Origin of the sequence: Streptococcus constellatus, from assembly GCF_902167705.1 — a bacterium.
GTDB lineage: Bacteria > Bacillota > Bacilli > Lactobacillales > Streptococcaceae > Streptococcus > Streptococcus constellatus_A.
The window spans coordinates 100,936-113,889 of record NZ_CABHMZ010000021.1 but is presented as its reverse complement, the minus strand read 5'-3'; the positions used below and the strand labels follow the sequence as shown (position 1 = coordinate 113,889).

Genomic DNA, 12,954 nt, shown 5'->3' with positions numbered 1-12,954 from the left:
CCACGAAAATGTTTAGCTTACAGAACTGCTTATGAAGCTCTAGTGGATGAGTTAGAGTAAATGTTGCACTTATTCTTGCAATTTATCTCTTAATAAGTCACTACATTCAAATTTCCATTTTCATATTCAGCAAGAAAAATATCTGACAAATTGTCATATCCTTCATTTTTCATTTTTTCCAGCAGCCATTCTTCCGTCTTATCAATGGATTCCAACACATCAGTCTGAATCACTCCGTCTGTAATCACAGGCTATTTTGGATTTTCTTCACCAGATTGAACCACAATTAACTGACCATTTTGCTCAAGGACGGCTCGCTTGACTTGCTTAATCTGGTAAATCCCTTGTCCACGCAGTTTGAGTGCCACGTCTGAAGCAGCTAATCCTGCAGAACGACAGGCTTCTACATCTAATTGACCGCGTTTAATCAAGACAATCGGCTTTCCATCAATCACACGCTTGACAAAGTGATTATTGGTTTTCAACCATTTCAAACTCAAGACTAAAATCATCCAAATCAATAAAATCACACAATATTGGAGAATCGTAATGGCTGGATTATAAATCACTCCACCAATAATTCCCCCTAAAACGTAATTTTGCACTTGATCGCTAGCCGAGTTGGGTGCCAAATTGCCTTTGCCAGATACATTGATAACAAAAACTAAAGACAAAAGTCCAAGCGCTAATTTTATCGCAACATCTACATAAGAAAATGTCATTTTTCAACCTCCACCAATGTTACATCTGCATTGTGCAATTCCATTTTTTCTAGTAAATACGTATCTGGGTCACTGCCACTAATGGCGCGGTAAAAATGATTGCCGACCTTGACAATAGCCCCGTCTGTCGCAGCTGAAGTATTGACATAAACTTCTGACTTATCCACATTCAACTCCTTAGACACAACCTCGATGAAATGCAATGATGTTCGGAACTGATCGTCCGAAGCCTGGTGATGCTGGTAATTGCTAATGCTGATGAACACCAAGGTCACCACACTCAATACCAAAATAATCACCAACTCGCGATACTTACTGTCTCGCTTGTTTTTATAGGCTTTTAAAGAGAAAAATCCTGTCAGTAACAGCAACATCGTAAATAATCCAATGAGCAACCAGTTGGAGGTGCTAATTTGACTTAAAACATAATCATACGAGTAAAATTTCATGTTTTTTCAATCCTTTTCTTTTTATTTTCCATAGTCATTATAAGTCTTTTCAGAACCTTTATCAATGTAAATGAGCAAAAATTTGTTATAATATAGTGAATTAGAAAACGTTCAAATTCATCTAGTAGAAAAGGAAAACTTATGAAACTAATCTCTTGGAATATTGACTCTATCAACGCTGCTTTGACTAGTGACTCTGCACGCGCGCAACTCTCTCAAGCCGTGTTGCAAACTTTAGTAGAATTAGACGCAGATATTATTGCCATTCAAGAAACCAAACTGTCTGCCAAAGGACCGACCAAAAAGCACTTAACAATCTTGGAGGAGCTTTTCCCCGATTATCAACATACCTGGCGTTCATCTGTTGAGCCTGCTCGTAAAGGCTATGCTGGAACTATGTTTCTCTATAAAACTAACCTGTCACCAATCATCACTTTCCCAGAAATCGGCGCACCTTCTACTATGGATGCCGAAGGGCGCATCATTACTCTGGAATTTGACAAATTTTTTGTCACGCAAGTCTATACTCCAAATGCAGGCGACGGCTTGAAACGCTTAGAGGAGCGGCAAATCTGGGATGAAAAATATGCTGACTACTTGACGGCTTTAGACAAAGAAAAACCTGTCCTTGCGACAGGCGACTACAACGTAGCTCACAACGAAATTGACCTTGCTCATCCTTCTAGCAACCGTCGTTCTCCAGGATTCACTGACGAAGAACGGGCTGGTTTTACTAATCTTTTAAATCGTGGTTTTACCGATACTTTCCGCTATCTTCATGGTGATGTGCCAAATGTTTACAGCTGGTGGGCACAACGTAGTAAAACTAGCAAGATCAACAACAGCGGCTGGAGAATTGACTACTGGTTAACCAGCAATCGAATCGCAGACAAAGTAACCAAGTCAGAAATGATTGACTCTGGCAGCAGACAAGACCATACACCGATTGTGCTGGAGATTGAGTTGTAAAAAGAGAGTTGGACAGAACCAAATGAAACAAACATTTAGTTTGTAGGTCCACCCCCTCAAAACAGTGCTTTAAGCAATCAATCACTAGGTCGTTGATTTATTCCATAGTATTTTTAAGGTTGAGGATTTTTATTTCAGCCTTTTTATGTTGACACAAGTGTCAAGTAACCATGAGAGATACTGGTGAAAAGCTTGATTTCATAATATGTCAAAGATCTTTGATAGACAAAATTTTCTTGAAAATTTATAATAAAACCAGAAAGTGAGGTGCCTATGGAAGTAGGAAAACAGATCCAACGATACCGAAAAGAAAAAAACTTATCCCAAGATGAATTGGCAGATAAAATCTTCGTCAGTCGTCAATCTATCTCCAACTGGGAGCGCGATGTAACCTATCCAGATATTCAAAACTTATTGCTACTTAGCCAAGTATTTGACATTTCATTAGATACACTTATAAAAGGAGATATTCAAACTATGAAAGAAATTATTCATCAAACCGATTACAAACAATACGTTACAGACAGTAAACTCTTTGTTATCTTTTTACTTTTATCTATAACGGTCACCATTCCTCTTATTCTTTATCTTGAATGGTACGGCGCAGCATTTTCATTTCTCATCTGGATTATCAGTATGTTTTATGCTCATAAAATTGATCGTTTCAAGAACAAGCACAACCTCAGAACTTACCGAGAACTCGTGGCTTATGATGAAGGGAAAAGCCTATCAGATATTGAACAAATCCGCGAAGATGCTAAAGCCCCTTATCAAAAAATACTTATTGTTCTAGCATTTTCGGGTGCTACTGTCATCATTGCCCTCCTCATCACTAGCATTTGCCTTTGGCTGTTTCCTATAAAATAAGAGACCAGACTCAAATCTCATCTCTTCATTCTTGATTAGTAAAAACATCTCGACTCAACTAATGATTAGAAAAGAATAATTTAAAACCCTTTAAGTTTTCCTTTTCTCAATCAAAATGATACAATTGCGGATACTGGTCACATTCAGGATTTCTTGGGTGGCAGATTTCACGGCCAAAGCAAATCATAGCTTGGTGAGCTGGAAGCCATTCATTTTTGGGCAGAACTTCCATCACACGTTGTTCGACTTCTAAAGGACTAGCGGACTTTTTGACAATATCATGGTGTTTGCAAATCCGCTCCACATGGGTATCCACTGCAAAAGCTGGAATGCCAAAGCCAACACTCATGACCACATTGGCTGTTTTGCGTCCCACACCCGCAAGACTTTCCAGTTCCTTTCGTGTATGTGGGACTTGACCATCAAAGTTATCCAGCAATTGCTGCGCACATTTTTTCAAAAACTTAGCCTTATTGCGATAAAGCCCCAGACGAGCAATATAGCTGGCAATTTCGCTTTCTGATGCCGCAGCCATTTCTAACGGAGTCGGATAAGCTTCAAAAAGGGTTGGCGTAACTGTGTTGACTGCTGCATCAGTCGTTTGAGCTGACAGCATAACTGCTACCAATAATTCAAAATGATTGGTAAAATTCAAGCTAGGCTTAGCATCTGGAAATAGGGCGATGATTTCCTCAATTACCTTTCGTGCACGTTTTTTTGATAAAACCATTTTTCCTCTTTTCGTTCTTTACTAATATTCAATGAAAATCAAAAAGCAAACTAGGAAACAGACAGGTCACAAATTCTAGTGGAGCTTGCGAGATTGGGGAAGAAACTGATGAAGTTAATAACAAAGTCTTCGGCAAGATTGACAAAAGTTTCGTTTTCTTGCTTTGCCGTCTCCAAGGCTGTAAGGTCTATCCAAGTTTGAAGAGATTTTCTCAAGATATAAAAACATTATAACACGAACACCAATGATACCAAAATATAGAGCTTAAAAAGAAGTGAGGCAACAATTACGATTTCAAAGGAATCCATTTTGTCGTCTCACTTCTTTTTATTTTACAAATCTAATGTTGCATACTCTGTGCGGTAGCCTATTTGCAGGATTTTTCCATCTTTTTCTAAGATTGGACGCTTGATAAGCATGCCGTCTGTTGCTAGAAGCTCTGCGGCTGCCTCGGTTGACAATCCTGATAGTTTATCTTTCAAACCTAGCTCATGATATTTGAGTCCGCTAGTGTTGAAGAACGATTTGAGGTTCAGATCAGAATTTTCCATCCAAGTTAGAATTTCCTCTTTACTCGGTGTTTCCTTGACAATATCTACTGCTTCAAAGTCCAAACCCAACTGGTTTAATTCAGCCTTGGCTTTGCGACAGGTCGAACATTTTGGATATTCAATAAATCGTAACATATCATTTTCTCCATTTGTATCATTTATCTAAAGCTTTCTCGCTCAGCTCTACGCCTTCATGCTCTAAAAGCCACATTTTCTTGTCTAATCCCCCAGCATAGCCAGTTAATTGCCCTTGACTTCCCAGCACTCGATGACAGGGAACGATGATTGAAAAAGGATTTTTTCCTACAGCACCACCAACAGCCTGCGCCGAGCGAACATCTAACTCTTTTGCTATCTGACCATAGGTAACCGTTCTCCCATAAGGAATAGTTTGCAGATAAGCCCAGACCCGTTGTTGAAAATCCGTCCCAACAGGAGCCAAAACAAGACTCGAAAAGTCTGGACAATCTCCGTTAAAATAGCAATCTAGCAGAATCTGCGTCTCTTTTAAAACCTCATTTTCTGCTAAGAGTAAATTCCCCTCTAAACCACGCTCAAAATATTTCTGCTTGAGAAACCAGACTCCAACAAGCCCTGCTTCATTAGCAACAAGGGACATTTCTCCCAAAGGAGAGAGATAAATTTGTTTATAAAAAGTCATTTTTACTCACTGACTTGCTCATGATAACGAGCATATAATTCACTCTTATTCCAACCATATTTTTTCGCCACATCCTTGATAGCTTGATTTTTCTTTGTTCCTGCCGCTACTAGCTGTTCAATCTCTGCTAACAAATCCGCTTCTGACAGATCAAGCGCTTCTTCACTCGCACCTTCTACGATTAACAAGCATTCTCCTTTGAGTGGATTTTCCGAAATAGACTCTATCACTTCGGAAATCAATCCACGCTGATATTCCTCATAAATCTTAGTTAATTCCCGTACCAGAACAACGGAGCGATCTCCATAGATACTAAGCATATTTTCTAAAGTAGCCTTAACCCGATGAGGAGATTCATAAAAGATCTGCGTCTCTGGGTAGGCTTTTTTATCAGAAAAAAACTCTTTTTGCTGACCAGCCTTGCGTGGCAAAAATCCATAAAAAATATGAGGTTGCGGAGCTAGACCACTTGCTATCAAGGCTGAAATTCCCGCGCTGGGACCAGGCACAGTCACTACTGCGATTTCCTCAGCAATAGTAGCTTTGACTAAATCATGCCCTGGGTCCGAAATGCTAGGCAAACCAGCATCCGAAACCTGAGCAATATCCCGCCCACTTTTCAGCAAACCAATCAAATCAGGAATTTTTTCTTTGGCATTATGCTCGTGAAAGCTAATCTGCTTCGTAGCAATATCAAAATGCTTCAGCAAAAGACCCGTATTTCTGGTATCTTCTGCTGCAATGAAATCGACTTCTTTCAGAGTATTTATCATACGGATACTCATATCGTCCATATTCCCAATCGGAGTAGCTACCAGATAGAGCTTTCCATAAGGAGACTGACCTTTAAAACTTTTTTGAATCTGCATGCTTACTCCCTAAAAAGTAATTCATCACAAAACATACATTCTGCATCATTTTCACGGCGTTGACCATAAAAATCCGTGCATACGTGAAATCCATCTTCATAGAGTTTGCGCAGATTATCTCGATTTTTTTTCGTTTTTGGTGTTGCTGCGTGCTCCACTTGACCTAATCGCTCTCTTAATTTATCATTTTCCAAGCGTAGCGCTACGTTTTCTTCCACCACGCTTTTCAGATTTTTCTTAATCGCCTCTACCTCTGCCAAAGTAACAAGCAGATTTTGAGAGAATTCATCAAGAGCATCAAATAATTCTTTTTTATTCATCCTCACTACCATTTTCCTGCGCTAACACAGTACATCAACTTCTTTCTTGTAACACCATATATTCTAGTGCATTTTGAAAACTAACATTAGCTTGCCACATTTTCCTTGCTGTAACTATACCGTCTAAGTAATAGCGTCCACATTTTGTTGCCATTTCCTTAGCGAACAAAATTTCCAGCACTTTCAAAACCTGTCCTTGCTTTTCCTTATCATCAGCCAGACTAGCCAACTTTGCAACCTGCAAATAGGCAGTCTCTTTTTGATGTAAGCAAAGAGATACAAAACGTTCACATTCATTAACCAGCTCAAAAAATGCTGGACTAGCTGCCAAACGCAGGGCTTCTTCTTCTGTCTGACTGTAGGCTGTTAGCAGTTCTGCTTGCGTCTTTATCACTCCAGCTTGTTCTAATTTTTCTAGCAAATATGCTTCATTTTTCGGAAAATGAAATCGCTGCGCTCGGCTTTTAATCGTAGGCAGGATAAGATTTTCATCCGCTGTCAGCAAGAAAATATACACTTCACTTTGTGGCTCCTCAATCACTTTCAACAATGAATTAGCCGCATTGACATGCATTTTTTCCGCATCACAAATGATAAAAACTTGCTTGTTACTTTCAAATCCCAACTGCGAAAAATTGCGTACCAATTCTCGAACTCGCTCTGTCTTTATGATATGATTGATTGGTCGAACAACCGTCACATCTGAAAAATCTTCTTCCTCTATCAAACGACAATTTCGGCATTCCCCACAAGGCAAGACGCCATTTTTATTGGTGCAAAACAAGCTCTGTGCCAAACATTGGACCATTTCAAAACTGCCAAAAGCCCCTGTAAACAGATAAGCATGATTCAGACGATTCTGCTGTAAAATTTGTGCAAAACGCTCAAACAGAACGGGTTGTAACTGAGCTAATTCTTCTATTTTCATCTTAGACTCTCAACATGCTCTGCTAGCACTGCCACTGCATCAGAAATTACTTTTTCAAGTGGCTGACTGGCGTCAATCTTTCTCACACGATTAGGCTCTTTTTCAAGAATAGACAAATACCCCTCACGAACTCGTCTGTGCCATTCCACACTTTCACGATCCAGCCGATCTGCTCCACGCTCCTTGCTCTTAGCAATGCGGGCTAAGCCTTCTTCTGCTTCAATATCAAAATAAAGGGTCAAATCCGGTTTTAGACCGTCTGTCGCAAAATCATTCAGCCAGTCAATATCAGCTACCTTGAGCCCGCGACCAAATCCTTGATAAGCAACAGAGCTATCAATAAAACGATCTACTAACACAAGCTCCCCACGATTTAAGGCTGGTACAATACGCTCTACCAAATGCTGCCTACGACTGGCAATATAAAGTAGCAATTCTGTTTTTTCATCGATTTCTATATGCTTGGGATCTAAAATAATATCACGGATTTTTTCAGCAACCGCTACTCCTCCGGGCTCTCTCGTTGTGACAAACGACTGACTTTTCGCTTCTAAAATCGGAATCAAAGCTTCTAAAACACTTGATTTTCCTGCACCATCTGGTCCCTCTAAAGAGATGAACATTCCTTTTGACATAGTAACTCATTTCTAATTTTTCTATCCTCTATTTTATCAAAAAAAGAGAGAAAAATCACCGACAAAAAAACTTTAAAAATTAGTTTCAAAATTGTACATAAGTTTTCAAGATTTGATACAATAGAAGATACAGAAATTACTGGGAGGCTGTCATGTCAAAGTTTAAAAATTATCTAACGATTATTCTAGGAGCTGGAATTTTTGCTTTTGCAATCAATTACCTCATTATCCCGAATCATTTGTACGAGGGTGGGGCAACTGGGGTGACCCTCATTACATACTATCTTTTTAAGATTCCTGTTTCACTAATGAATCTCGTCATCAACATTCCTCTTTTTATTGTTGCCTGGAAAATTTTTGGCTCGCGCCTATTGTATTCTAGTATTTTAGGTACGTTTGCTGTCTCTGCTTGGCTGGCAATTTTTGAGAAAATTCCTTTTGTGATTAACCTTGAAGGCGACCTCGTTATTGTGGCGCTCCTGACAGGGATTATTGCTGGCGTTGGACTAGGAATTGTTTTCAATGCTGGCGGCACAACTGGCGGTACCGATATTATTGCTCGAATTGCTAACAAGTACACGAACATCTCCATGGGAAAATTGATGTTTACTGTAGACTTCTGCGTCCTTATTTTCGTTATACTTGTTTTTAAAGATGTTCGCCTAGTGACTTATACCTTGATTTTTGTCTTTATCGCTTCACGAGTGATTGACTTGATTGGTGAAGGCGGTTATGCCGGCAAAGGCTTCATGGTTGTCACTAGCCGTCCAGAAGAATTGGCAAAGAAAATTGATGAAGATCTCGGTCGCGGAATTACTTTTATAAATGGGCAAGGCTACTATAGCGAGAATGATTTGAAACTCATTTACTGCGTTGTTGGACGAAACGAAATGCAATCCATGAAAAAAGTTATTCATAGCGTCGATCCACATGCCTTTATTACCATTACAGATGCCCATGAAATCCTTGGCGAAGGCTTTACCTTAGATGTCAATAAGCAACCGATTCAAAAATAATCTTGCACTCATTATAAAAACGCATGCTACCAGTTGTATTACTGATTCCATGCGTTTTTATTATTATAAGGCTTTGGCAGAGGTGCGGGTAATATCTTCTACCTGAATATCATGTTTTTCAAATTTCGCTTTCAAAGCTGGTAGGTCAACATTGCCATCAATTTGAACTTCAATAATAATTTTTCCATCTTTGCGTGGAATATTGACAGCATTGGAGATATTGAGATTTTCATCAACAATCAAATGCACAATCTTTTCCAGTACGCCGACTTCATCTTCTGTAATGAAACGAACACGGATGCCTTCTTCTCCATAACCAGCAATTTCAAGAAAAGCTCTGAAAACATCACGATCTGTAATGACACCGTAAACCTGATGATTGTCTACAACTGGTAAAATCCCAATCTTATTTTTCAACATCAAGTAAGTAGCATCTTCCAAGCTAGCGAATTGCGAAACCGTCACCACATCGCGAATCATGACATCTTTGATTTTGGTCTTATTTAGCAAATAATTCATCTCGTAAATGGACAAGCTCGTTGCTTTTGAAGGGCTTGCTTCTGCAATCGTTCCTTCAGTCACCAAACCAACCAATTGGTCATTTTCAATAACCGGAAGCCGGTGCAATCCTTGCTCACGCATAATATCCGCCGCATGCGCTACTGTCGTATCTGGGCTAATATACACCACTTTTCGCGTCATAAAATCTTTAACTGCCATGGAAATCTCCTTTATCTCTGATTTTTCAGTTCTATTATACTGTATTTTCTAGTTTATTTCAAACGCTTTCAAGGTACTTGCTTATGTTTTCAAGAATAATATTAGTGAATAAAAAAGAAGTAGAAAACCACTTCTTTCTCCTTTTTTCACCCACCAAGATAAGCTTTGCGGACTTCATCAGAAGCAAGCAATTCTTTTCCTGTACCAGACAAGACGATGTTTCCTGTTTCTAAAACATAGCCACGGTCGGCAATTGAGAGGGCTTTGTTAGCATTTTGCTCAATCAATAGAACAGTTGTGCCTTGCTTTTGAATATCTTGAATAATATCAAAAATTTCTTGAATGAAGAGAGGAGCCAGTCCCATTGAAGGCTCATCTAAAAGCAAGAGTTTGGGAGTAGACATAAGTGCTCGTCCCATAGCAAGCATCTGCTGCTCTCCTCCAGAAAGAGTTGCAGCATCTTGATTTTTACGTTCTTCTAAACGCGGAAAGCGTGAGAAGACTTTTTTTAGATTCGCTTGATTTTCATCGCGATTTGTTTTTAGAAAAGCACCCATTTCCAGATTTTCCATAACGGTCAAGCCAGGAAATACATGGCGTCCTTCGGGTACCTGAGAAAGTCCTGCTGCTACAATTTTCTGAGCAGGGACTTTTTGAATTTCATTTCCCAAAAACTCGATTTTTCCTGCACTTGGACGAACCAGTCCTGAAATGGTCCGAAGAATCGTCGTTTTTCCAGCACCATTGGCACCAATGAGAGAAACAACTTCGCCCTCATTGACTTCAAAGCTGACATCTCGGACAGCCTGTATCATGCCATAGTGGACAGAAAGATTTTCAACTTTTAGCATAGACATTAGGCCTCACCTCCAAGATAAGCTTCAATAACACGTTTATCATTTTTAATGTCGTCAGGAGTTCCGTGTGCGATCAAACGACCGTACTCCAATACATAAATCCGCTCTGTCACTTCCATGACTAAGCTCATGTCATGCTCAATCAGCATAATTGTAATCTGAAATTCATTTTTAATGCGACGGATTAACTCTGTCAATTCTGCTGTTTCCTGAGGATTCATTCCCGCAGCAGGCTCATCAAGAAAAAGAATTTTAGGCTCTGTTGCTAGAGCACGCACGATTTCCAAACGACGTTGTTGTCCATAAGCTAAATTCTTAGCAAGCGTTTCTGCCTCACCGTCTAAGTCAAAGATTTTTAGTAATTTCAATGCTTTCTCGCGCAATTCTGCTTCATTTTTATAGAAAGCTGGCAAACGAAAGAAGCTAGCAAAAACATGTGCTTTGTGGTGATTTCCAAAAGCAATCAAGACATTCTCCAAGACTGTCAAATCTTTAAACAGGCGAATATTTTGGAATGTCCGACTGAGTCCTAAGGAAGCAATCTTATAAGGAGCCTTGCCATTTAGCAAATGACCGTCTAAGGTTACGCTTCCTTCACTTGGCTCATAAACACCCGTCAGTAAGTTAAACAAAGTTGTTTTTCCCGCGCCATTTGGACCAATGAGACCGACTAATTCGCCCTCATTCAGCTCCAAGGTCACATCGCCAACAGCAGTCAGCCCGCCGAAATTTTTTGTTAGATTTTTTACATCAAGAAGCGCCATTAGTTGACCTCCTTATCTTTTTTAAAGAAGCGTGATAGGCTCAATTCCCATGTTCCAAGAAGTCCTCCCGGACGGAAAATCATCACTAAAATCAAAGCAAGAGAATAGATAATCATACGAATACTTGCTACGTTTTGAAGTACCATGTTTAAAATTCCCAAGACAATCGCTGCAACAATGGTCCCTGTCATAGAGCCCAGACCACCAAAGACGACGATAATCAAGACATTGATACTATTGATGAACGTATAATCCTTTGGCACAACAGATCCGATAAATCCTGCTTGGAGTGAGCCTGCGATACTAGCTGTCATTGCCCCAAAAACAAAAGCAATCACTTTGATTTTAGTGGTATTGACCCCTACAGACTCTGCTGCAATTTCATCTTCACGAACTGACAAGGTTGCTCGTCCAATCGGGCTACGCAAGAAATTGATGGTTAAAATAGTTGTGATAACTACAAAGAAATACACCATTTGCCAATTGGTAAAAGCAGGAATACCCAGAATACCCGCAGCTCCATTAGTCAAATCGCCTCCGTTGATGATTAAAATCCGAATGATTTCAGAAACCCCAAGCGTTGCAATTGCTAGGTAATCGCCTTTCAGACGAAGAGTAGGAATCCCGACAACCAAAGCGACTGCTCCTGCAATCAATGCCCCTAACACCATAGCTGCAAAAAAAGCAGGATAAGTGGCAGATCTTGAGCCAATAATCGCAGCTGCATAAGCACCAATTGCCATGAAGCCAGCATGTCCCAGAGAAAATTGACCTGAGAAACCGACAATCAAATTCAAGCCTACTGCTAAAATAATGTTAATGCCGATTTGCTGTAAGATTTGTAGATAAAAATCATTCAAAACTCCAGCACTGACAAGGAGAGTCAGCAAACCGTAACCAGCAAGAAGGAGCACAAACCATAAAATATTTACTTTTACATTCTTTTTCATAGTCTATACCTTCTCTTTCACATTCTTACCAAGAATACCTGCAGGACGAACAAGCAAGATTAAGATTAAAATGCCATACACAATCGCATCACGGAAGTCTGACATACCAAAAGCTGTTGCAAAGGTTTCTAATAGACCAATGACAAAGCCTCCCAATGCTGCTCCTGGGATAATACCAATCCCACCAAGTACTGCAGCGACAAACGATTTCAACCCTGGTGTCATTCCCATCAAAGGCTCAAGGGAATTATAATAAAGCGCGATGAGTACACCTGCTGCTCCTGCCAAAGCAGAACCTAAAGCAAAAGTGAAACTAATTGTACGATTAACATTGATTCCCATTAACTGCGCCGCATCACTATCGACAGAAACTGCCCGCATGGCTTTTCCCATTTTGGTCTTTTGAACAATAACTTGCAGCAATACCATTAAAATCAAGGAAATAACCAAAATCATCAATTGGATATTAGTCAGACTAATCGGTCCAAAATTATAACGAACCGTTTCAATCACTTGTGGGAATGAACGAGTATTGGCTCCCACAAAATAGACCATCACATATTCCAAGAAAAACGAAACACCAATCGCAGTAATCAAAGCTGCAATTCGGGTTGAATTTCTCAATGGACGATAAGCCAAAAACTCAACCAGCACGCCTAAAGCTGCTGTCCCAACCATCGCCAAAATCAAAGCAAGGAAAAAATTAAGATGAAGAGAGTTAATCAGGAAATACCCCATAAAAGCTCCCATCATATAAATGTCTCCATGAGCGAAGTTGATGAGTTTGATAATCCCATAAACCATGGTATAACCGAGAGCGAGCAAAGCATAGACACTTCCCAGAATCAGACCATTAACAAGTTGTTGGAGCATGGCCACCACACTTTCTAAATATAATATAGATGAAAGGACGATATGATGATTCACATCTTTCTTATCCTATCGT

General features: G+C 39.7%; 16 protein-coding genes and 1 pseudogene. 3 read left to right on the top strand and 14 right to left on the bottom strand.

The window, feature by feature from the left end; all coding sequences use genetic code 11:
• Nucleotides 1-89 precede the first annotated feature (89 nt).
• Nucleotides 90-722 (bottom strand): annotated as a pseudogene (locus FQ204_RS06540) (DUF421 domain-containing protein).
• The gene (locus FQ204_RS06535) at nucleotides 719-1,171 is read right to left on the bottom strand and encodes a DUF3290 domain-containing protein (protein ID WP_144210048.1); all 453 of its coding nucleotides are present in this window, start codon (nucleotides 1,169-1,171) and stop codon (nucleotides 719-721) included. Before FQ204_RS06535 ends, FQ204_RS06540 begins: the two are co-directional and overlap by 4 nt.
• A gap of 141 nt (nucleotides 1,172-1,312) precedes the next feature.
• Here FQ204_RS06535 and FQ204_RS06530 point away from each other — a divergent pair, with 141 nt between their 5' ends.
• Both FQ204_RS06530 and FQ204_RS06525 read left to right on the top strand, forming a co-directional pair.
• Complete coding sequence (locus FQ204_RS06530; RefSeq protein ID WP_144210046.1) at nucleotides 1,313-2,140, top strand: exodeoxyribonuclease III; 828 nt, start codon at nucleotides 1,313-1,315, stop codon at nucleotides 2,138-2,140.
• 273 nt (nucleotides 2,141-2,413) lie between these two features.
• The gene (locus FQ204_RS06525) at nucleotides 2,414-3,007 is read left to right on the top strand and encodes a helix-turn-helix domain-containing protein (protein WP_144210044.1); all 594 of its coding nucleotides are present in this window, start codon (nucleotides 2,414-2,416) and stop codon (nucleotides 3,005-3,007) included.
• Nucleotides 3,008-3,113: 106 nt separating this feature from the next.
• Here FQ204_RS06525 and nth read toward each other — a convergent pair whose 3' ends face one another.
• The 7 genes from nth to tmk all read right to left on the bottom strand — a co-directional run bounded on the left by nth (nucleotide 3,114) and on the right by tmk (nucleotide 7,701).
• Complete coding sequence (gene nth / locus FQ204_RS06520) at nucleotides 3,114-3,737, bottom strand: endonuclease III (RefSeq protein WP_144210042.1); 624 nt, start codon at nucleotides 3,735-3,737, stop codon at nucleotides 3,114-3,116.
• 332 nt (nucleotides 3,738-4,069) lie between these two features.
• Nucleotides 4,070-4,423, bottom strand: coding sequence for an arsenate reductase family protein (locus FQ204_RS06515; protein ID WP_144210040.1), 354 nt, complete (start codon nucleotides 4,421-4,423; stop codon nucleotides 4,070-4,072).
• Nucleotides 4,424-4,442: 19 nt separating this feature from the next.
• Nucleotides 4,443-4,949: a methylated-DNA--[protein]-cysteine S-methyltransferase gene (locus tag FQ204_RS06510; RefSeq protein ID WP_144210038.1), complete on the bottom strand. Its 507-nt coding sequence runs from the start codon at nucleotides 4,947-4,949 to the stop codon at nucleotides 4,443-4,445.
• Between the two features lie 2 nt (nucleotides 4,950-4,951).
• A complete protein-coding gene (rsmI, locus tag FQ204_RS06505; protein WP_144210036.1) occupies nucleotides 4,952-5,818 on the bottom strand; it encodes a 16S rRNA (cytidine(1402)-2'-O)-methyltransferase in 867 nt (288 codons plus the stop codon).
• 2 nt (nucleotides 5,819-5,820) lie between these two features.
• Nucleotides 5,821-6,138 (bottom strand): DNA replication initiation control protein YabA, encoded by a 318-nt coding sequence (yabA, locus tag FQ204_RS06500; RefSeq protein ID WP_144210034.1) that lies wholly within the window; start codon nucleotides 6,136-6,138, stop codon nucleotides 5,821-5,823.
• A gap of 34 nt (nucleotides 6,139-6,172) precedes the next feature.
• Nucleotides 6,173-7,066: a DNA polymerase III subunit delta' gene (locus tag FQ204_RS06495; protein WP_144210032.1), complete on the bottom strand. Its 894-nt coding sequence runs from the start codon at nucleotides 7,064-7,066 to the stop codon at nucleotides 6,173-6,175.
• Nucleotides 7,063-7,701, bottom strand: a complete 639-nt coding sequence (tmk, locus tag FQ204_RS06490) for a dTMP kinase (protein WP_144210030.1) — start codon at nucleotides 7,699-7,701, stop codon at nucleotides 7,063-7,065. Before tmk ends, FQ204_RS06495 begins: the two co-directional genes overlap by 4 nt.
• Before the next feature lie 152 nt (nucleotides 7,702-7,853).
• Here tmk and FQ204_RS06485 point away from each other — a divergent pair, with 152 nt between their 5' ends.
• Nucleotides 7,854-8,717: a YitT family protein gene (locus FQ204_RS06485; protein WP_144210028.1), complete on the top strand. Its 864-nt coding sequence runs from the start codon at nucleotides 7,854-7,856 to the stop codon at nucleotides 8,715-8,717.
• Between the two features lie 63 nt (nucleotides 8,718-8,780).
• Here FQ204_RS06485 and FQ204_RS06480 read toward each other — a convergent pair whose 3' ends face one another.
• The 5 genes from FQ204_RS06480 to FQ204_RS06460 all read right to left on the bottom strand — a co-directional run bounded on the left by FQ204_RS06480 (nucleotide 8,781) and on the right by FQ204_RS06460 (nucleotide 12,881).
• Nucleotides 8,781-9,437, bottom strand: coding sequence for a CBS domain-containing protein (locus FQ204_RS06480; protein ID WP_144210026.1), 657 nt, complete (start codon nucleotides 9,435-9,437; stop codon nucleotides 8,781-8,783).
• A gap of 146 nt (nucleotides 9,438-9,583) precedes the next feature.
• Nucleotides 9,584-10,294, bottom strand: a complete 711-nt coding sequence (locus tag FQ204_RS06475) for an ABC transporter ATP-binding protein (protein WP_049533463.1) — start codon at nucleotides 10,292-10,294, stop codon at nucleotides 9,584-9,586.
• Entirely contained in the window at nucleotides 10,294-11,058 is a 765-nt protein-coding gene (locus tag FQ204_RS06470; RefSeq protein WP_144210024.1) for an ABC transporter ATP-binding protein, read from the bottom strand. The genes FQ204_RS06475 and FQ204_RS06470 overlap by 1 nt, the downstream gene beginning before the upstream one ends.
• On the bottom strand, nucleotides 11,058-12,008 hold the full coding sequence (locus tag FQ204_RS06465; protein ID WP_144210022.1) for a branched-chain amino acid ABC transporter permease: 951 nt from the start codon (nucleotides 12,006-12,008) through the stop codon (nucleotides 11,058-11,060). Before FQ204_RS06465 ends, FQ204_RS06470 begins: the two co-directional genes overlap by 1 nt.
• A gap of 3 nt (nucleotides 12,009-12,011) precedes the next feature.
• On the bottom strand, nucleotides 12,012-12,881 hold the full coding sequence (locus tag FQ204_RS06460) for a branched-chain amino acid ABC transporter permease (protein WP_024052038.1): 870 nt from the start codon (nucleotides 12,879-12,881) through the stop codon (nucleotides 12,012-12,014).
• Nucleotides 12,882-12,954 lie beyond the last annotated feature (73 nt).